The organism is Chitinophaga ginsengisoli (genome assembly GCF_003014595.1).
GTDB classification, from domain to species: Bacteria; Bacteroidota; Bacteroidia; order Chitinophagales; family Chitinophagaceae; genus Chitinophaga; species Chitinophaga ginsengisoli.
In genome coordinates, this window is record NZ_PYGK01000003.1 from 211,562 (window position 1) to 233,019 (window position 21,458).

At 46.0% G+C, this 21,458-nt stretch carries 14 protein-coding genes; 1 reads left to right on the plus strand and 13 read right to left on the minus strand.

Annotation, left to right across the window (positions count from 1 at the left end; translation table 11 throughout):
• Nucleotides 1–14: 14 nt before the first annotated feature.
• The 11 genes from CLV42_RS08740 to CLV42_RS08790 all read right to left on the minus strand — a co-directional run bounded on the left by CLV42_RS08740 (nucleotide 15) and on the right by CLV42_RS08790 (nucleotide 18,414).
• Entirely contained in the window at nucleotides 15–587 is a 573-nt protein-coding gene (locus tag CLV42_RS08740) for a hypothetical protein (RefSeq protein ID WP_106601525.1), read from the minus strand.
• An 89-nt stretch (nucleotides 588–676) separates the two neighbouring features.
• Complete coding sequence (locus CLV42_RS08745) at nucleotides 677–3,451, minus strand: M14 family metallopeptidase (protein WP_106601526.1); 2,775 nt, start codon at nucleotides 3,449–3,451, stop codon at nucleotides 677–679.
• A 6-nt stretch (nucleotides 3,452–3,457) separates the two neighbouring features.
• The gene (locus CLV42_RS08750; RefSeq protein WP_106601527.1) at nucleotides 3,458–4,900 is read right to left on the minus strand and encodes an amidohydrolase; all 1,443 of its coding nucleotides are present in this window, start codon (nucleotides 4,898–4,900) and stop codon (nucleotides 3,458–3,460) included.
• Complete coding sequence (locus CLV42_RS08755; RefSeq protein WP_106601528.1) at nucleotides 4,897–7,629, minus strand: M14 family metallopeptidase; 2,733 nt, start codon at nucleotides 7,627–7,629, stop codon at nucleotides 4,897–4,899. Before CLV42_RS08755 ends, CLV42_RS08750 begins: the two co-directional genes overlap by 4 nt.
• A gap of 10 nt (nucleotides 7,630–7,639) precedes the next feature.
• Nucleotides 7,640–8,950, minus strand: a complete 1,311-nt coding sequence (locus tag CLV42_RS08760; RefSeq protein WP_106601529.1) for a M20/M25/M40 family metallo-hydrolase — start codon at nucleotides 8,948–8,950, stop codon at nucleotides 7,640–7,642.
• A 22-nt stretch (nucleotides 8,951–8,972) separates the two neighbouring features.
• Nucleotides 8,973–9,593, minus strand: coding sequence for a hypothetical protein (locus tag CLV42_RS08765; protein WP_106601530.1), 621 nt, complete (start codon nucleotides 9,591–9,593; stop codon nucleotides 8,973–8,975).
• A gap of 21 nt (nucleotides 9,594–9,614) precedes the next feature.
• On the minus strand, nucleotides 9,615–11,225 hold the full coding sequence (locus tag CLV42_RS08770) for a SusD/RagB family nutrient-binding outer membrane lipoprotein (protein ID WP_106601531.1): 1,611 nt from the start codon (nucleotides 11,223–11,225) through the stop codon (nucleotides 9,615–9,617).
• Between the two features lie 34 nt (nucleotides 11,226–11,259).
• Nucleotides 11,260–14,832, minus strand: a complete 3,573-nt coding sequence (locus tag CLV42_RS08775) for a SusC/RagA family TonB-linked outer membrane protein (protein ID WP_106601532.1) — start codon at nucleotides 14,830–14,832, stop codon at nucleotides 11,260–11,262.
• A 204-nt stretch (nucleotides 14,833–15,036) separates the two neighbouring features.
• Complete coding sequence (locus CLV42_RS08780; RefSeq protein ID WP_106601533.1) at nucleotides 15,037–16,002, minus strand: FecR family protein; 966 nt, start codon at nucleotides 16,000–16,002, stop codon at nucleotides 15,037–15,039.
• A gap of 95 nt (nucleotides 16,003–16,097) precedes the next feature.
• Nucleotides 16,098–16,667 (minus strand): RNA polymerase sigma-70 factor, encoded by a 570-nt coding sequence (locus CLV42_RS08785; RefSeq protein WP_317047990.1) that lies wholly within the window; start codon nucleotides 16,665–16,667, stop codon nucleotides 16,098–16,100.
• A gap of 238 nt (nucleotides 16,668–16,905) precedes the next feature.
• Entirely contained in the window at nucleotides 16,906–18,414 is a 1,509-nt protein-coding gene (locus CLV42_RS08790) for a hypothetical protein (protein ID WP_106601535.1), read from the minus strand.
• A 267-nt stretch (nucleotides 18,415–18,681) separates the two neighbouring features.
• Here CLV42_RS08790 and CLV42_RS08795 point away from each other — a divergent pair, with 267 nt between their 5' ends.
• Nucleotides 18,682–19,614, plus strand: a complete 933-nt coding sequence (locus CLV42_RS08795; RefSeq protein WP_106601536.1) for a TIGR01777 family oxidoreductase — start codon at nucleotides 18,682–18,684, stop codon at nucleotides 19,612–19,614.
• 6 nt (nucleotides 19,615–19,620) lie between these two features.
• Here the strand turns inward: CLV42_RS08795 and CLV42_RS08800 are convergent, their stop codons facing one another.
• Together CLV42_RS08800 and CLV42_RS08805 are read right to left on the minus strand one after the other, a co-directional pair.
• On the minus strand, nucleotides 19,621–20,820 hold the full coding sequence (locus tag CLV42_RS08800; RefSeq protein WP_245901568.1) for an anthranilate synthase component I family protein: 1,200 nt from the start codon (nucleotides 20,818–20,820) through the stop codon (nucleotides 19,621–19,623).
• A 111-nt stretch (nucleotides 20,821–20,931) separates the two neighbouring features.
• Complete coding sequence (locus CLV42_RS08805; RefSeq protein WP_106601538.1) at nucleotides 20,932–21,390, minus strand: hypothetical protein; 459 nt, start codon at nucleotides 21,388–21,390, stop codon at nucleotides 20,932–20,934.
• Between the last annotated feature and the right edge of the window lie 68 nt (nucleotides 21,391–21,458).

The window sequence follows — 21,458 nt, forward strand, 5'->3', positions numbered from 1 at the left end:
TATAACGGCTTCCGTTAAACAATCTTCAAACGGGGCTCCAGCAATGTATAGATCTTACTCAGCACAGGCACAAGACTTTCAAAATCAAAGTCTTCTCTGAAAGAATCTGTGTCAGACGACCAAAGGAAAAGATCCGCACAGATATCCATGTATTCTTCTACAATGTCACTGTTCAGGAGGGACAACAGCTCTGCTACATTTTCCTGCAGTGCATAGTCTTTCACTATTCCCAGTGCACCATAGATCTCGTACAGTAATGGATCATCATCTGCTTCCAGTAATTCTGCTTTCAGGGATGAAAAATCAAAGCCTGTATAAGCAGTATCTGTTTCATTGATTTCCTTTCCCCATGCCTGCAGATTGGGCGTATCAAAGGTAATAACGCCTTCTTCAATACCTTTCCTTAATGAAGGTAAGTCGGCATATAAACAGATCTTACCGTCTTTATCTGTCAGCAATCTATCAGCGTCATTACCATTATCTGACATGTCGACGCCTGAAACGGTATAATAAGTCTCCTCGTTATAAACTACCTGCAATAAATACTTTTTGTATTTTTCGGAGGCTGCATCATAAAATTCTTCCATATTAACTTTGGTTATTCTTCTAAGGTACTAAAATAAAAAAACCGCCGCATATAACATGGGCGGTCTTTCTTCATCGTATCATTTATCCGCTACTTAATTCCGTATAAACCATTGAACAATAGCTTAAAAGTACCATGGGACTGAGCTCTGAAGGTTATTTCCGGACCAAAGGCATATAATCTGCCCTTGCCGACCGTGGCCTCAAATGCTGCCACTCCATCTTTAAGATAGGATTGTCCCCATGCCCAGCCGCTGCGTAAAGGCTTGTCTGAGGTAAACCAGGCTACAGGACGTACCCCTTTCGCTTCGGCATCGCTGTCCAGCTTAAAGACAGGGCTGTTGTCGAAATTAACGTCGCCCAAAGAAGGCATTCCCCATGCAGCCGTCCGGGTGCTGTCAAATGCCACCTGAAGGATACTTCCGGGTACGAAGTACCTGGTACCTGGTAATGATTGCTCCTTACCGTCTTTTCCCTTTTCCACCAGGGCATTATGTACAGGAAGCCCCAGGTGATAGGCCAGGTTGGTACTGGTACCAATGGTAACAACGGTACCGCCTGCTTCCAGGAATTCCTTCAGTTTAGGAACCGAGGTATCTTTTGTGATCCTGCCCAATGTGTGACGGTATTGTTCCGGGATCTCTTCCGGGGCAGGCGGCACCTGCCTGAAGCCATACCGGTTATTTTCCTCTCCTGAAACAGGAGGGATTGCCCTGGTCACAAATACGATCACATCATATTGCTTCTTCAGGTCGCCGGCGTCAATATCTTTAGGATACACCAGTTTAAAGGGGAAATGATATTGTTCCATCATCCAGCGGATCCAGCCTGAAGGCATGGAGCCACCATAGGTATCCCAGAGGCCTATACGTAAAGGAGTGGTCTCCACCGCTCCTTTAGGACGCTTGCTTACAGATCTTGTTACCACACCCAGTTGGGTGGCTGCTGTCTTTAATATACTGCTGGCCTGCGCCCCTGCAGGTATAAAGAAAGTACCTGGCGCCTCGCCGGCACGACCATCCGGTAACCGGTATACCTTTACGCCTGCTTTCAACAGATCATTCACCGCAATGAACGCATTATTTACGTAAGGGCTCAGCAGGTAACCACCGCTTGCTGCAGGTGTAAATGGTTCGGCCATCGGCGATTGCAGTTCACCATAAGGTACCTTCTGAAACGGCCCGCTGAAATCGTCCAGCAACCGGTCAAATTTTACGCCCATCTGGAAAGCCAGTGTCCATCCTGCCGCATCATAGGGGCGGACAGGAGGGCCACCGGGATATTGGAAATCATTAGGATGATCCTGTGGTTCAAACATGTCCAGCACATGCGGACGAAAGGCCTGATTCGTACGTACGATATAAGAGTTGGCAGGATACTGCTTTCCTCCAACTGTAAATGGGGCGGTCGCCTTTTGTACGGAAATACCCGCCTTGATCAGTGCATTGATGAATTTCACCGCTGTAGCGAAATCCGGCTGATCTGCCGGCAGGATATAGCCGCGGGGATCCCTTTCTGCAGGGTTCTTATATATCGCATCGTAATACTGCATAGAGATGTTACTACCTCTTTTCATCCATCCGTAGGGATCACTGCCGTCATCTTTGGTGGTATCGTTCTTATCTTTCTTATAGGCTGCTGTAATTGCTTCTGCCCGTTTGGGAGATAAAGTCCAGGAGTCTGTATTACCTTTATCTATCGCATTTTTACCCATCTTGTAAATGTTGTACAGGACTTCATCCCGCTGACGGGCTGCATAGTCAAGCACTGCATAGTTCAGTGACACAGAGTAATCAATAGAAGTTCTGAAGCGCCAGTCTCCCGTGGGTTTCACAGGATTGGGTGTGGCGCCGTTCGGGATCAGGCGTTGGGGCACCACGGGTATTTTCTCAGGAGTAGGATTACCAATGATCTCGGTGAGCAATCCTATCATGTTATGATACTGTGTTGTTGTACGCAGGCCGCCGTTATACCAGGTAGAAAAACTGGAACCGTTCAAGCGTGTATAACCGGGTTTATCTTCCGCATTCAGCCTGTTGTACATAGCTGCTCCCAGTGCATCGATACCGGTGATCATCAGCGGATCGAAGAAGTAGTTGAAAGGATCGCGGTACGGAGGTCCTGCCAATACGGAACCTTCCGGACCACGTTGGTGATGATTGTACATGATCTGCGGCATCCATTCCAGGAACAATTGCTTTCCCATATTGACGCTTTCTTTCATGTTCATGATATAGAAGTCACGATTGTTGTCGTGTCCTATATATTTCTGGTACAGCACCGGTAACTGTTCTGTTGAACGTTTCAACGTGTCCGCATTGCGCATATACCAGTTACTGGTGAGTTCCTGTCCGTCGGGATTGGCGTGTGTCATCAGTACGATCACATTATCCAATATCCGCATGGTCTCTGCATCATTGCGGCTGATGAGCTGCCAGGCTGTTTCTATCAGCTGGTGTGCCCCTACGACTTCCGTTGCATGTAATCCACCATCTATCCACACGACAGCCTTTCCTTTATCGGCCATATCATGCGCCTGCTGCGGCGTAATGCCTTCAGCCCTTGCCAGCTGCCGGGAGATCTGTTTGTAATATTCCAGTTGTTTAAGGTTGGCAGGTGAAGAGACGATCAGCATATACTGATGGCGACCTTCTTCTGTCAGACCGATATCCACCAGTTTTACCCTGTTGGATGTGGTAGCCAGCTTTTCAAAATAGGCGGCAGTTTGTGTATAAGTGGCCAGCTTATAATCGTCGCCGATATTAAATCCGAAATGTTCTTTAGGTGATGGCACAGTCTGGGCCTGTAGCTGTGATGTGCAGTAAATACCTGCCATCAGCAGCCAGCCCTTTAAGGAGTATTTCATAAGCGTTTATTTTTTACGGTAGTCCAGTGCCGGGGCACGGTTACCCAGCATGGCCTCGTATTTGAAAGAGGGTCCCTGACGTTTTTTGAGTTCAGTTTTTGCGGTTTCCAAAGCAGCAGGATCGTTGAACAGGTCATAGGCGGTGAGTGCGATTGTCTTTGCTGCGACCATCATTCCTTTAGCGCCAATGCTGCTACCTGCAGCAGCTACATTCTGCCAGCTATGGCCGGAAGAACCAGGTACAAAGGTAGCCGTAGAGATACCAGCAGTTGGTGTTACCCAGCTCACATCCGCTACATCTGAAGAACCGATGGCATCATGTTTATCCGATATGAAAGGGCGTATCGTGGCAGTCGCTGTATCGAGGTTCAGCAGTTTCGATGTGTCGATCAGTGTGGACTGGATCTTTTTTGCAAATTCCCTTTCTGCAGATGTATAGGTAAACCCTCCCACCAGCCGCAGATTACTATCCATTATCTTTGATAGTGTCTCATTAGGCAGCATATTGTACACCCCTCCTATCACTTCATAATTCATCCTGGTACCTGTACCCAGCGCCGCACCTTCAGCCGCTTTTACCAGTCTTTCCCATACATCTTTTACCACCTGCATATCCGGATGACGTACGTAATAGTACACTTCTGCAAAGGCAGGCACCACATTGGGTGCATCGCCTCCTTTGGTGATCACATAATGAATACGTGTTTCCTGGGGAATATGCTCGCGCATCATGTTCACCATATAGTCCATAGCTTCCACTCCATCCAGTGCGGAACGCCCTTTTTCAGGTGCGCCGGCGGCATGCGCCGCTACACCATAAAAGCGGAATTTCGCATTCTTGTTGGACAACCAGGGGAAGATCGTAGCTGAGTTATCATTGCCTGGATGCCAATGTAACACTGCATTCACATCATCAAACAAACCTTCTCTTACCATATATACTTTACCTGAACCACCTTCTTCCGCAGGACATCCGTATACACGGATGGTACCTTTGCCGGGATGTTCTTTTAACCAGTTCTTCACACTTATAGCAGCAGCCATGGAGGCAGTACCAAACAGATTATGACCACAGCCATGACCAGCGCCCCCATCCTGTATTGCCTTCTGCTGCGGTTCTGCTACCTGCGATAATCCTGGCAATGCATCATATTCAGCCAGGATGCCGATAACGGGTTGCCCGCTGCCATAACTGGCAACGAAAGCTGTTGGAATGCCGGCAATACCAGCTTTTACTGTAAAACCTTCCTGCTGTAATGTAGACTGTAGCAGCGCGGAACTTTTTTCCTCCTGGTAGCCTACTTCTGCATATCCCCATATCTTCTTTGCAATATCTGCGTATGTGGGCGCCTGCTGATCCAGGTAAGCCGTAATTGCCTTCTTATCTTTGTTCTGCGCAACAGCCAATACCGGCAGGCAACAAAGGACTGATATGATTAGTCTTCTCATTTGTACAACTGATTAAATAGTAATTTAAATGTACTATGCGACTGACCACGGAAAGTGATCTCCGGTCCGAAGGCATATAACCTGCCTGCTCCTACCGGCGCTACGAATGCTGCCACACCATCTTTCAGGTATTGCTGTCCCCAGGCCCAGCCGCTATGCAATGGCTTTGCCGTAGAGAACCAGATCAGTTTCTTCAGGCCTGCAGCATCAGCACCAGCTGTGAATTTAAATACCGGGCTTCTATCGAAATATACATCATTCCTTGCAGGCATTCCCCAGTTTTCTGCTGCAGTAGTATCCAGGTCTGCCGTCAGCAAACTACCGGGGATGTAATACTTTGTACCGGGTATTGGTTTCCATTCGCCCTTTGCATTCTTCTCTACTAAGGCGTTCTCCACTGGTAAATTCAGGTGATACGCCAGGTTAGTACTTGTGCCGATAGTCACAATTTTACCACCGGTTTCCAGGAACTTCTTCAGCTGTGGAACAGAAGTATCTTTGGTAATGCGTCCCAGCCAGGGTTTAAATTCATCGGACAGTTCTTCCGGTTTAGGCGGTTTGCTGTAACTGTTGTCACCACTTCTTTTAGGCTTGCCGGTATCAGGGATAGCACCTGACACAAAGATGAGCATATCATATTTCTTACGCAGGTCGCCTGCATCCACTTCCTGCGAATACAGCATCTTATAATCATAATGATATTGTTCCATCAGCCAGCTTATCCACCCGGCAGGAATAGAGCCACCATATGTATTCCAGATGCCGATACGTAATGGCGTGATCGCCTTCAGCTGTCCAGGTGTGTTATCAGCAGCGGTAACATGAACACCCTGTTCGACGGTCGCCTTTGCGAGTATACGTTGTGCTTTTTCTCCCACAGGTACATAGAATGTTCCATTAGCGGTACGGGATACTTTCACGCCTGTCTTCAACAGATCATTCGCAGCAATAAAGGCATTGTTGGATGCAGCATCAATCAGGTAGCCCTTTTTAGCAGCAGGCAAAGTAGTAGCTAAAGGAGACTCAATCTGACCATAGGGTAGCTGTGTAAAAGGCCCGTCAAATCCATCCATGATACGATCAAATTGCACACCCATCTGATAAGCGAGTGTCCATCCTGCCGCGTCATAAGGACGGATAGGAGGTCCTCCGGCATATTGAAAATCATTTGGGTGATCCTGTGGTTCAAACATATCAATTACATGCGGGCGAAAGGCCTGCGCTGTTTTCACGATATAAGAACCTGCCGGATATTGTTTCCCTTCTACCCTAAAAGCTGCAGTTGCTTTATGAATGGTAACACCTGAACGGCTTAATGCATTGATGAATTTTACCGCTGTAGAAAAGTCTGGCTGATCTGCAGAAATGATATAACCACGCGCATCTCTGTAATCAGGATTCTTCAACACATTTGCATAATATTTTGATGCAATCGTATCTTCTTTGCCAAAAGCAAACTCGCCACCTGTTTCACCTTCAGTGGTAGAGTCTCTCTTCCTTTCCACTTTATACGCTATACGAATTGAGTCTACATATCTTGGATAGAATGTCCAGTGATCGCTGTTACCACGGTCTATTGCATTCCTGCCCATCTTGTAAATATTGAACAGCAACTCGCTTCTGTAACGGGCAGCATAATCCAATACTGCATAGTTCAGCGAAACCGAATAATCTATAGACTGGCGGAAATGCCATTCCTGTGGTGCTACCGGATTGGGTGTTGCGCCATTAGGTACCAATCTGTCAGGCACCAGCGGCACGGTTTCAGGTGTCGGACCACCAATGATCTCTGTAAGCAATCCTACCATATTATGGAAGTATGGCGTAGTACGTAATCCGCCATTCCACCAGGTAGAAAATGTAGAACCGTTACGCTGTGTATAACCCGGCTTGTTCTCAACATTCAGCCTGTTGTTCATAGCGGCGCCCACGGCATCGATGCTGGTCACGATTAACGGATCATAAATATGATTGAAGGGATCACGGTAAGGAGGCCCGGCAAGCACAGATCCGGCAGGTCCGCGCTGATGGTGATTGTACATGATCTGAGGGATCCATTCTACAAACAGCTGACGACTGATGTTCTGGCTTTCTTTCATGTTCATCATGTAGAAATCCCTGTTATTGTCATGCCCCACATACTTCTCATACAAACGGGGAATATTCAATGCACGTTTCTTTGGATCAGCCATGCGCATATACCAGTCGGATACCAGCTCCTGTCCATCAGGGTTTGCATGTGCCAGCAGGATGATATCATTCTGTAAGATGTTCATTGTTTCAGCGTCTGTACGTGTTACCAGCTGATACATCGTTTCTATGAGCTGATGCGCACCCACGGTTTCAGTAGCATGCAGTCCTCCGTCTATCCACACCACCGCTTTACCTTCTGCTGCCAGTTTACGTGCACTTTCATCTGTCAGTCCCGTTGCATGCCCTAACTGTTGCGATATTTCTTTATAGCGGCTCAATGCCTTCAGGTTTTCCGGAGAAGACACGATCAGCATATACTGATGTCTTCCTTCTTCTGTCATACCGATGTCTACCAGCTCTGCACGATTGGACGTTGCCAGCTTTTTAAAATAGGCTTCCGTCTGGGTGTAGGTAGCAAGTTGATAATCATCACCGATATTAAAACCAAAATGTTCTTTTGGAGAGGGGATTGTCTGTCCCCATGCCATCGTTGTGCATAAAAGCAACGACAGCATACCGTAGAATTTTCCTGCCATAAGTAGGGTTTTATTTTGCTATGCCGGCTTCCGCCAATAAGATAAGTAATGCGTTCTGGATGCCCTGGTATCCTTTATCGTTGAGCCACCATTCCTGCAGGGCATGCGCATTACCACCTTCTCCGCCTGAGCCAATGGTAATAGCGGGTATCTGTTTGGAAATTGGAATATTCGAGTTAGTGGAACCAACACGCAATGAGGCGGTTGATCCGAAGGATTGTATCGTGGCGATGGCCCGCTGGATCAATGGCAAAGTTGTATCCAACGATCCGGAAGGACGGTCGCCAATCAGTTTTACATCTACTGTCAGGTCAGCACCCCGTTGTTTCATTTTATTCTCCTCTGCCAGCGCACGTTGTACGGCCTGTTGCAATAACTGATCAATACCGCTCACCCTTTCAGGGCTCTCAGAACGCATATCCACTTCCATCCATGACTCAAAGGGAATAGAGTTCACAGAGGTACCTCCTCCTATTACACCAACGTTATAAGTGACACGTAAACCGGGTGCCCGGCTGAAAGAGTCTGCCGCTACTGACCAGTAATGAATGGCACGCCCTAAAGCGTTGTGCGGATTAGCTAGTCCGAAAGCGCCGGAGGAATGACCACCGGGGCCTTTAAACGTGATCTTATAGCGATGTGAACCTAATGCACGATGGGTGATCGATTCCCGGTTCCAGCCATCTATAGCGATATAACTGTCTATTTTTCCCGGTCCTTTTTCTGTAAACAGATTCTTTACACCACGCAGATCTCCTTGTCCTTCTTCTCCTACAGTACCAATAAACAGTACATCTGCATCGGTTTCTATACCTGTTTTTTCCAGTGTCTTTATAACAGTCAGCACTACTGATAATGCTCTTGTATCATCAGCAATACCAGGTGCATACAATGTATCTCCTTTATGCACCACTTTCACATCAGTACCCTCAGGGAATACTGTATCCATATGCCCTTCCAGCACTACTGTCTTTTTACCACCGCCACGGCCCTTACGTTTTGATATCACGTTGCCAATGTTATCTATCCACACGGTATCCACGCCGGCAGCTTTCAACATTTCCGCATATTTCCGGGCTCTTTCCATTTCCTTATAGGGTGGTGCAGGGATCTCTGTGAGCAGGATATGATCGCTCAGCGTTTGTGGTTCTAATTCTATAATAGTCTGGAAAGCTTTTTTAACAACAGGTTTGTCAGTAAGTGATCTGATCTCCGTTTGATACTTTTTGTCTGCAGGTCCGGCTGACCTGTCCTGGGCCCGAAGGCCCAGGGTCGCAGTCAGCAGAGCGAATGATAGTGTTGTGTTTCTGATTGTGCTCATTATAGCTTGTTTACGACAGTAACTATTGTTTCTTAAATCTCACGCCTACTCTGCAATCGCCGGGTTCACCGCGTGACTCATCACAAATATTATTGAAGAAGGTTACAATTCTGCGGCCATCGCCAAGGTTCAATATAAACTTGAAGAGAAAATAGTCATTTACTGCTACAGATCCAAGCGATACATTATTCATGGCAGCTAATTGAGTAGCAGTGAACGAATATGTTTTTGGAAATGTAGTCACCGTCTCATACAATTTATCTTTTGAACCGATAATACTGGGCAACGGGAACTGTGCAATATTCGTATACTGGTTTCCCGGAGAAGAGATCACCAATGGATAGGCCGGCACACTCGATTCAGCTTTATTGTAGCTCGCATACACCTCTATAGAAGTTACGGTCACTTTATCAAAGCCTTCCCAGTCGAGGGTGAAAGCAAATTCCTGATTAGCCAGGTTGGGGTCATTCAGATTAAAGAATGCCACCTTACCCGCCTGCCTGGTAGGCAGTGCTGTTTTTGTTGTATCGACGGTTACAATAGGTACAGCAGTGTATTCATATTGTTCCCATTCATAGTCGGCTTTCTTACAGGAAAGGAAACCGGTGTAGATGATCAGTATCGCTATTATCAGATATCTCATGCGTTAATTTTTGTGTGATGATTATTTATCCCAGAATACCGGTGTGGTCTGCTGTGCTATCTGCAGTGCGCCGGCATTCTCTCCCAGGCTGGTATTTGCAGATAGTTCTGTCTGAGAATAATAAAGCCTTAAAGGAAATGCGTTCAATGGTGACAAAGGCGTACGTAATACTGGCAGTGCAGTTCTCCTGTAATCATTGTACGCTTCCATACCATTACCATAACAGGCAATGTATTTCTGTGTCATCACCATATTCATCTTACCTACGGCATCTGCGGCATCATAGGCTGTCAACAGCTTATTTACAAAACCATTGATAGTGGATGGCGATAAAGCCACGCCGCCGTTTGCAGCCCCATAGGTGCTCACGCTAGTCACATGTGCAGTAACGCCATCGGCGAAGTTCTGTCTGGCATCATCACCGGTGTTAAGCGCCAATGCAGCTTCTGCACGGATCAGCTTTACCATGGCGTTTGTCAGCAGAGGGATAACCCCAGCACCGGTACCATCAGAAGTAGCTACCACTTTCAAACCGGAAGTAGCGCCTGCATTCGTGAGATAGCTATATGTGTCAGGAATATTATTGATGGGTGCATTATCATACAAACCTCCCGCAGGATACACGCCAAAGGTGGAACGCCTGTTCAGGTCAGCCGGTGCAGCAGTACCGTCACCAGGATTACGGCCATAATAACCATTGCTGTTGGTAGAATTATTCAGCCCTGCTGTCGCATTCTGACGATAGATAAAATACCGTAAACGGGGATCATCATTATTGAACAGCAGATCTACAAATGACTGGCACATGTAAAAGTTCTTGGCAGACTGATATTCAGAACGATGCCAGGGATGACGGTTATTCGGGTTCTGCGCAGATCCGAACCTGAATGTATAATCCGTTGAATTGGTATTGGTCGTTCCGCCTATGAGTGTGGCAGGATTACTGATCAATGCCTGTATGGCTGTGGTGGACCGGGCAGGATCTACGAGCCGGATCTGGTTATAGAGTTTTAACTTCAGCGAATTGGCCAGTGCTATCCAGGAGTTCTTTGCACCACTGTAGATCATATCAGCACTGGAGGGCACCAATCCCGAAGCAGTCACTTTTCCTGCGTCCTTCAGCGCATCCTCGATCAACGTCAGTACGCTATCATAGATTTCTGCTCCTTTGTCCAACGGAGGACTAACCGTTTGCTGCCCTTTCTCTGCCTGAGAATAGGGAATATCTCCCCACATATCTACCATCAGGCTTACCAGGTAAGCTTTCTCAATTTTCGCAACGGCTACATACCCCCATTCCTCCTGTGCGGTGCCGCTGCTGATGATAGATTCCAGGTCATTCAATGTCTGACTGTAAAACCCATCCCAGGATTCGTCAAAACTGGTACCCTGCTGCTGATACCTGCTGAGATCTGCAGACGATACCATGTGTTGCATAAAGGTGGAGGTACCGCTGTTCAGTTTATACATATTGGCTGCCATAGATACTTCCGTGGAAGGTAGTAATAGCGACAACTGTGCAGTGGTCGGATTATTGGGATCGGTATTGATATCGACAAACTTGTTACAGGCGCTGGCAATGAAAGCCATGCCGGTTACCAGGAGAATGTATTTGCTATATTTCAATTTCATAATTCATGACAGGTTGAGTGATCAATATCCCATATCAGAAGGAACACCTTAAGTTGACGCCAAATCTTTTAGTAGTAGGCACTGACAGGTTATCATATCCCTGTGAGTTTCCCACACCCAGTGAGCTCACTTCCGGATCGAAGTTGGTATACTTCGGGAAGTTAGGCGCATTGTACCAGAGGTTTCTTCCAGACAGTGAGATGGTAGCGGAGCCAAACGGTGAATTGCCCAGTAAGCTCTTTGGAAAGTCATATGCCAGGGAGATCTCACGCAGCCTGAACACAGTGGCATCAAAGATGGAACCTTCATTCACACCGCCGGGGCCCATGCCACCATTGAAGAAATGATCTTCATAAGACATCGCCACATTGTTGGGTATCTTATTTCCACGTTCATCCCGCAGCGCTTTCAGCGTATTGATATCGCCCATTACACCAGGAGAAACGATCTGGAATTCACGTTTTTCTGTATCCCTGGTCACACCGCGCGACATCATCTGACCGACGGTATTGGAGTACATCTGCCCACCTTGTTTCCAGTCAAAGAGTACGTTCAGTGTCACGCTTCTGTACCTGAAAGTATTGGTGATCCCCAGTATAAAATCAGGATTGGGATTACCGATCGCCTTCAGTGAGCCCGATACCAATGGTTTACCGGAAGCAGGATCTATCAGGATATTACCTTCCTCATCACGTGCGTAAGCTGTTCCCTGGATCAATCCGTATGGTTGTCCTACGATATGCACACTGCTGGTCCCATTGGTACCACCATAGCTAAAGCTTTCATAACCACCGAGGTTTTTGATCATGTTCCTGTTGCGGGTAAAGTTGGTGTTGATATCCCAGTTGAAACCATTGGCTGTGCGGATGGGAGCAGCGGTAAAGCCTATCTCTATCCCTTTGTTCGTAGCCTCGCCCAGGTTCAGGATCTGTGTGGTATAACCGGAAGAAGGTGCTGCTGTTACTTCGAAGATCTGTGAGGTACTACGTTTATTATAGTAAGTCAGATCTATACCGATACGGTTATCCAGGAACTGCAATTCCGTTCCTAATTCCAGTTCTGTAATAAACTCAGGTTTCAGGTTGGCATTTGTCAACAGGTTGGATTGTGTAACGATATTATACACCGCTCCATTCTGTGGAGTAAAGGGCAGTCCTACATTTGAGGGCGTTGCATTACCACCCAGAATAGCATTGATCTGGTAAAAATTAGCTGTCTGATAAGGAGAAGCTTCATTACCTACTCTTGTATAACCGGCTCTTACCTTACCGAAATTCAGCACTTCTTTGGGCAGATGGAACGCTTCTGTAAACACCAGTGATCCATTCACACCACCATAGAAATAACTGCGATTATTGGCAGGCAGGGTAGATGATACGTCATTACGTCCTACGAAGTTTAAGGAAGCAAAGTTCTTATAGTCAAAGGTGATATCTGTGAAGAACGCATAGTAGCGTTGTTTCAGCAGGTTCCTGTTGTTGGTAAGTTGTACGCCGGTTACAGAGCTGGTATTGTTCATATCATGCAGATCAGCCACGATGATGTTATCTCCGTAAAAGGCCTTCCTGTCTGTAAACCGCTGGTTCACGTTGTTACCCAAAATAGCACGGACGGAGATGTTTGGTGTGACAGCATGTGTTGCTGTTAATAACAGGGTATTGTCCAGTTCCTGGCGGTAGATATTATCGCTTGTGATACTACCATTTGCGTAGGAAGATGATCCTTTCCCTCTTACACTCAATCGCCTGTCTGTATATGCATTAAAACCAATCGTATTTTGAACATTCAGCCATGAGAAAGGATCAAAACCTACAATGAGGTTGCCATAGTAACGGTCTACATCACTTTTATTCGGGCTATGTTTTACTGACCAATATGGGTTGTCCACGCCGGTGTAGTCATATACGTTACTACCATCTATCGGATTCTCAAAAGGGTAATGCGTGAGGTCATAGCTGGTGGGCACGTACATCAGCGTTGACATGATTGAGCCGGTCAATCCACCTACGGGAGGTGTTTTCTGGCGGGTGGTCACGTAGTTGATAGAGCCGCTGGCATAAAACTTATTCTCCAGCCGGATATTGCCGCCTATATTCACAGAGGTGCGCTTGATCTCATTGCCAGGCACGACACCTTTATTGTCTGTATTGGAAAAGCCTGCATTAAAATTCCCTTTCTCACTGCCTGAAGAAATGGTAATCGCATTTTCGTATACACTCCCTGTTCTGAAAAAGTTTTTAGCATTCTCTTTTGCATAGGATTTGTAGGGAACCTGTATTGGCGTCACACCATCTGCTTCATAAAATTCAGGAAATACTGCGGAACTGAACTGGCGTGTTAACTGATGGGGAATAGTAGCGCGGGTAGGCAGCATACTGGAAACGCCCTGAAAAGGTTGGCCCCAGGAGGCGTATACACCTTGCCTGTAGTCATTGTTGGTACCTTGTCCGTAGCTAGTCTGGTACTCAGGCAGTCCGGCCACTTCTTCAATAGCATAAGAAGTATTGTAAGTGATCTCCGTGCCTTTGCGGCTTTTCTTTTTACCTGCTTTTGTGGTGATGATAATAGCGCCGTTGGCAGCCCTCGAACCATACAATGCAGCGGCTGCCGCACCTTTGAGTACTGTCATACTCTGTATGTTGTTTGGATCAAGGTCGAATGCGCGATTGGTCACACCGACACCACCTACCGAAGAGGAGCCGACATTTGCAAAGCTGGAGTTGTCGAAAGGCACTCCATCCACCACAAACAGCGGCTGGTTATTACCGTTCAGGGAAGAGTTACCACGAATGGTGATATTGGTACCGCCACCGGCCACACCACCGGCAGACTGTATATTTACCCCAGCTACTTTACCCGTCAGTGCACGTACAGGATCGGGTTCTGACTTCTGCGCGAGTTTCTCTGACCCTACGGTGCTAACGGAATAGCCCAGGCTGTTTTTCTGACGTGCGATACCTGCTGCTGTCACAACAATATCGTGCAGTTGTTTTACGGCTGCCTGTAATTTAATTGTACCTGCCTGCGCAGCGCCGACTTCTGTTACATGATAACCGATAGCGGTGATTGCCAGTGTAGCGCCCTGTTTGACTTTTAGTGTGAAAGATCCGTCACCTCCTGAAGTAACACCGTTACTGGTGCCCTTTTCTACGATTGTTGCGCCGGGAAAGGGATCACCGCTTTCTGCGAGTACCTTCCCTTTGATCACCGTATCTGCTGAGGGAGCAGATAGCTGCGGCTGAATATTATGTTGTTCACTTTTCTCCTTCAGGATAATGAAACCATCATTTACTACGAAGTTAATGTCCAGTCTCCCCAATACTTTATCGAGCACCTTACCGAGTTCCTCTTCATTTGCACTGGCAGTAACTTTTTTATCCATGGCAATGCGATCGGAACTATATACAAATTTTACGTCTGCCTTTGACTTTATTTGATTGAGCACCATTTTGAGGCTCATATCATCTGCCTGCAAGGATATCTTTCTGTTCAGGATATTCTGTGCATACAGGGCTCCGGGACTGGCGGAGAATAACATCATCATACCTAATGATGTGATAATGACGGATTTGGTTATAAAAGCATTTGTCTTTACATTTATGGACATAGGCCTGTTTCTTTGTTAGTTTCTGGTTGAATAAGACAAAGGAATTCCCTTACTGCGCTGTCACGCAGTATTTCAGGGGCTAAATCAATTTCAGCAGGGGGCTGTCACCTCCTGCTTTTATTTTTACTGTTTACTTTCCTCATAGGCGACTTTTTTAATGTGATAGTGATACATCCTGATTTTGGTTGAATTACAGTTCATAGTTTATTTTTTTGGTCGTATAAATACCATCTTGTCAGTGATCGCTATGTCCAGGTTGAGAGCCTGGCTGATCATCTCCATTGTATGTTCTAAAGATTGGTCTGTCATGTCCGCTGTAATGACGAGCTTTTGAATGGCGGTATCTTCCAGGTTGATCTTTACTTCGAATTTCTTTTCTATTTTCTGTATTACGTCGTTCATGCGGGCGTCATTGAACGCCATGTCATATTCTGTCCCCCTGATAAATTCATGTATGTCTGTACGTGAGGGATGTACGTTTACTACTGATGCCTGTACTTCCGAATAAACAATGCTTTCATTTGTTCTGACAACCTGTTCTTTTGTTGATTTCGATCCTACTACAACAGATCCTGTCAATACAGATATGGCCACTTCCCCTTTTTCATTTTTACGGATATTAAAGCTGGTGCCCAATACACCTGTTGTCAATGAGCCACAGTATACAACGAAAGGACGTTTTGCATCTTTTGCCACTTCAAACAGGGCTTCGCCTTCCAGTGTCACAGGGCGTTCCTTTTCATTGAACGCGGCAGGGAAAGTCAGTTTGCTCTTCCCTTTCAGCCACACAATGCTACCGTCTGACAGGATTTGTTTATGGACATGCCCTTTGTCGCTGTAGGCATAAGTGGTTCTATGCGGGGCTACGATGTCAAGTACGCTCTTCCGCCAGATATAACCGGTTACGATGATCACAGCAATGGTTGCAGCCACCGCTATCTTTTGTGCCGGGCGAAACATCCGGACTGTTTTCGCCTGCCGTCTGATGCGTTGTTGCAGACTACTGAACATCTCTTCCTTTGAAGATGACAGCTCTTCCGTTGAAAGCCTGTCAAATGCAGCTTTATCCTCCATCGTGTCAAGCCACTTCTCCAGGTGTTCCATTTCCTGTTTATTGAGGAGACCTTTTGTATATCTGTCCAGTAAATGTTTAAATTCCTTATTGTCCATCAGTAGCTGAAACTTGTTTTAGTATATGGCTGCGGCGCTTCTATATACTATGTAAACTGAAGAAGGGGATACACCTATCCGGAGGGAAAAAAAATTTACAGGAACCAGAAATATTCCCTGAAAGCCAGGCGTAAATGCTTCAGTGCTTTGGTAAGATGGTTTTCCACGGTTTTGTGGGAGATATTCAGGGCATTGGCAATATCATGGATAGAACGGTGTTCATTCCTGCTCATTCTGAACACCTGCTGACATTTTTCGGGCAGGCGGGATACTTCTTTTTCAAGGGCATTAGCCAGATCGGCAAAAGCAAGTTGTTCCTCGTTTGAATTATCCTGCGAAGGCTCGTTATAACGGGCAAAAGAACTGATATAGGTTTTCCGTACCTTATCAGCTTTGATATAGTTGAAGATCTGGTATTTTACCGCTGTGTACAGGTAGGCAGAGAGGGTTTGCTGTAACTCGAGTTCGGCCCGTCTGTTCCAGAGGGAGAAAAAAACCTCCTGGACCAGTTCTTCCGTCACTTCTTTCGATTTTAAACGGTTATAGACATAGGCATATAAAAGGGGCCAGTACTTGTTATAAATACATTCGTAGGCAGCCATATCACCTGTTTGCAATAGAGCGATAAGATCCCCGTCATCATATGTATGTAAATTACTGATAATATAGCCTTTTTAAGCGTGCCGACTTTGGTTGATAGTATAAACTAACAAAAAAAAGTAAAGAAATCATAACCTATCATCAAAAATTCAGCACTTTTCTTAAAAAACTACTTCTTTTAATCAGTTTGCAGAATTTTGGGGAAATAGGACAATAAAAAACCGCCTCATTGGAATGAGACGGTTTCTTTTCTGGAATATGCTATTATACAGGCAACAGGTCAATTATGTGATCCCCGCCCTCTTAAAAATCAATTTTCGCGAAGCAGATATAATTCCTGTAGATGCATGGCACGAGTACAGACCGACCGCTGATCTGCTTACCGTAACGGGGCATCCAGGTGAAACCTTTGTCAAGGTTACGTAAGGTCGGTTTACGACTGGCCTGACCATCAGGTTGTACGCTGTTGTCTGTCAGGATATAACTACGCCTGTCCAGCTCATTGTACAGGAAACGCAGTTCACTACCAATGTTGACCATCATGTAAGACAGGTACAGGTCGGAGCCATCGTCATACTGGCTCTTGTGTACAAAATTGCTCCAGAGCAGATTACCATCATTATCCATGGAAAGCACTGCTACATTGTCGTAGTGATAGCGATCCTGGGAATTGTAGTTATTGTACCAGGGATTGTAGTAAAACGGTGAATACGGTGAATAGTAATACGGTGTATACATACCATAAGGGCCGTACATATAGTTCCAGCGGTTCCAGGGCTGTGAACGGGAAGTGGTATAGTAAGATTCCGCAGTAACGATAAAACCACCATTGCTGGTATTGATGATCTTACGGATGAAATAGTCGTTGAAAGCTGCATTGGTGGAAGATTCCCCTTTCGCATTATTTTTCAGCTCCGGAGAGAACGCCACTTCTTTCTCATACAACGGCTGTTTCTGTACATAGTCATATTTACTGACGTACAGGCCCTCTACGTTACCTCTCTTCTGCTTATAGTAAAAGGCCGTGACCAGCACTTTTTTATTGTTGTTGTCCACCTTCATTTTCACTTCATCCAACAACTGGGTCTTGAGCTGCATAGGTACACTCTCAAAGGAGTCTACCACGGCCCGTTTGATGATAAGGCTGCCGCTGACGATATAATCCCTGTTGCTGGTGCGCTCCAGTTTATTAAAGAGCAGGTCGCCCTCGTTGGTGAGATTAAAGTTGCTGAGGAAAGACTTTTTACTTTCCATGGGCAAGGATACCCGGCTGTTGTTGATCAGTTTAAAGGCGCTGTCATACAGGAATGTGTAGAATACGTTGTCGTTCTCCTTATCCTGGTTGATCTTATACACCATGATCTTATTCTTGTCCTCCGAATATTCTACAGAGTACACTTTATTCTCTTTGGAGTAAAATCCTATCCTGGTAGAGTCCACCAATATCGGTGCATCGGCAAAGCGGGCATTACCGTCCATAGTAGCACAGAAGCTATAAACAGCATCTTTACGCTGAAACTGGTACAACATGAATACTTTATCAGCATAGGACACAAAATCGACACTGATCAGCTTTTTAGGCAGAAAATCCAGCTTTACGCGGCTTTTCAGTCCCATGGTGTTATCATAGATAGAAACGACATAATCACCTCTATCGCTCTTGTATACCAGTATATTTCCTGATACCCTACCGATAATTTCAAATTCCGTGCTTTTGTAATCGTCCCTTTCTGGTTCTGTATAGGAGATCTTTTGAGCCATTACAGCCCCACTCCATAAGACCAGTAAAGCATAGAGATATAGAATGCGCATTGCTTATAATTTAAAAGGTTGCAAGTTTAGGCCTATAGATTTAACGGTAAATCAACATCATTCATTGTAAACATGGGCAGGAAAACGTGGAGCATCTCCTGTCAGCGAACACTAAAATACGTAATTACGAATTATGATGAACGAATTACGGTTATCTTCCTTTATCGGGCCGATTTGGCCCTGTTATTCACCCGAAACGGGGGTACTGCTGTTATTCATCACTTTCAATTCGTAATTTCTAATGCTGAATTATGTATTTTTACGATTATGGATACGGTGTTAATTACTGGCGGCACGGGTCTCGTGGGCCGGGCGCTTACAAAGTTGCTTACAGAAATTGGTTATAAAGTCATTATCCTGAGCCGGCACATGCGCAATGGCTATACGGATAATGAGCTTGTCAGCTATGCCCACTGGGATGTTGCCCGTCAGACAATTGATGAAGCAGCTATACAGCAGGCAGATTACATCGTCCATCTAGCAGGCGCCAATGTTGGAGACAAACGCTGGACTGCTGCCCGTAAAAGGGAGATTGTCAGCAGCCGCGTGCAGAGTGCAGGCTTATTATTTGATGCCCTCAGCAAGTACCCCAATAAGGTTAAAAAGGTGATCAGTGCTTCTGGTGTTGGTTACTACGGTGAGAATAAAGGCGGCACTGCCTTTACGGAAAACGATCCGCCATTCAGCGATTTCCTGGGAAATACCTGCGTAGCCTGGGAAAGCAGTGTGCTGAAAATGCGGGAATTACAGAAAAAAGTGGTCATCCTGCGCACCGGCATTGCACTCAGCCTGGGGGGCGGCGCACTAAAAGAATTCTATAAACCTTTACAATTCGGATTTGCTACCATCCTGGGTAACGGGGAGCAATATGTCAGCTGGATCCATCTTCATGACCTGGCCCGTATTTACCTGAGCGCCATTGTCAATCATGACCTGGAAGGCATCTACAATGCAGCAGCACCGCATCCGGTACAAAATAAAGAGCTGGTAATGACGATGGCCCAGGAGGCAAAGGGAAGAAGTTTCCTACCTGTATATGTGCCTTCATTTGCATTGAAACTGGCGCTGGGTGAGATGAGTATTGAAGTGCTGAAAAGCTGTCGGGTATCTTCTGTTAAGATCCAGGAAACAGGATTTGTATTTTCATACCCGGATATCCGTGGGGCAATGGAAAACATCTTCCAGGAAAAAGATAAATAGCCTGTGTTAACCTTCCAGGATCTTCTTCATGGCTTCCGCCTTTAACAGGCATTCCTCCCATTCCTTTACCGGATCGGCATAATAGGTAATAGCAGACCCGGTCTGGAAAGAAAGGTATTTCTTGTCGGCATTATATAGTATGCTGCGTATAACTACGTTGAAATCAAAGTCGCCTTCCGGGCTGATATAGCCCAGGGCACCGGAAAATAATCCTCTGCGGGATTGCTCATATTGTTCTATCAGTTGCATCACGCTCAGTTTAGGCGCCCCTGTCATAGAGCCCATGGGAAAAGCCTGGCTGATCGCATCTGTAAAAGACACTCCCTCTTCGAGGATAGCCGTCACCGTTGAGATCATGTGATGCACCTGGGCAAATGAATAGATACCGAATAGCTCTGCCACCTGTACACTACCGCGTGTAGCGGTATGGGAAAGGTCATTACGTACCAGGTCTACCACCATCACATTCTCTGCCCGTTCTTTGCTGTTCTGCTGCAATTCTTTCCGGCGTTCATCATCACCAGCGGGTGTTTCTGCACGCCTGATCGTGCCTTTTATAGGTTGTGAAATAACAACCGGACCTTTCTTTTGCAGGAAACGTTCAGGACTGGAGCAGGCAAGGTACAGGTCATTGGTGCGGTAATAAGCTGCAAAGGGGGAAGGAGAAACGCTGTTCAGGCGTTTAAAAAGAGAAAGGGGATGTACGATGGCGTCTTCAATGAAATTCTCCCGGCAGAAATTCACTTCATAGCAGTCGCCCCGGTGTATATGTTCCTGTAAGCTGTTAACGGCGTTGAGGTATTGTTGTTGGTCGAGCCGGGCCTGCACTTTACCGGCGGGCACCTGCTGCACCAGTTCTTCTTTTGCGTTAAGACATGCAGTATACACATTATGAGCTGCAGCCTGGTCCATCTCCCACCCGCCTATCTGCACCTCGTTATTTCGCAATAGCATGACGATACGGGGCCTGAAAAAGAAAAGGTCAGCAAACCCCAGTCCGTCTTTATTATCGGAATAGAGGCCCGGAAACACTTCGTTTTTGAGATCGTATGCAAGATGGCCGAACAGCCAATCACGGTGGGTATTATGATATTGCTGTAGTGAGGGGAATGCATTACCGGCATTGCAGGAAAGCGTATCCAGCGCATCTGCGGCCAGTATAGCTTCGTTTTGGTGGTAGATGGAAGGGTAATTATTATTATCCAAAAAACAGCAAATGTTGAACTGATTACTCCAATTCAACATTTGCTGTTTAAATAACTTTGGATCATTAACCGGGAAACCGTAAAATATCCTGATAATGCGTGCTTTTAATGCTTAGAAATCGTCGTCATCATCGTCAAAGCCACCTCTGTCGTTGAACAGGCCCATGTCCTTGAATTCGTCGTCGATGCCCAGATCATCATCGTCGTCTGCGCTCTTCTTACCAGGGCGGCCACGTTTGCTCTTAGGTTTAGGCATGTCAAACTCTTCGAAATCAGGATCATAGTCCTCGTCATCAGTCTTACCCCAATTATCATCATCATCGTCCAGATCAATTTCTTCATCCTCATCCTCCAGATCATCCTCATCATCGTCTTTCTTCTTTGACTTTGAAGCTGACTTATCTGATTTTTTAGAAGCAGCAGACTTACGGGGAGTTTCCTCCTCATCCAGATCCTCATCATCGTCCTCCTCTTCCTTCTTTGGCTTACTAGCAGCTTTAGGCGTGGCTTTCGTAGTCTTCGGAGAACTAGTCTTTTTGGTCTCTTTTTCGTTATCAGATTTTGATTTCATAATAGGTTCACTTAAGTCTTTAGCGTATTACTTTTGCGTAAAGTTTTAACAGTTTTTTGTATTAGCCA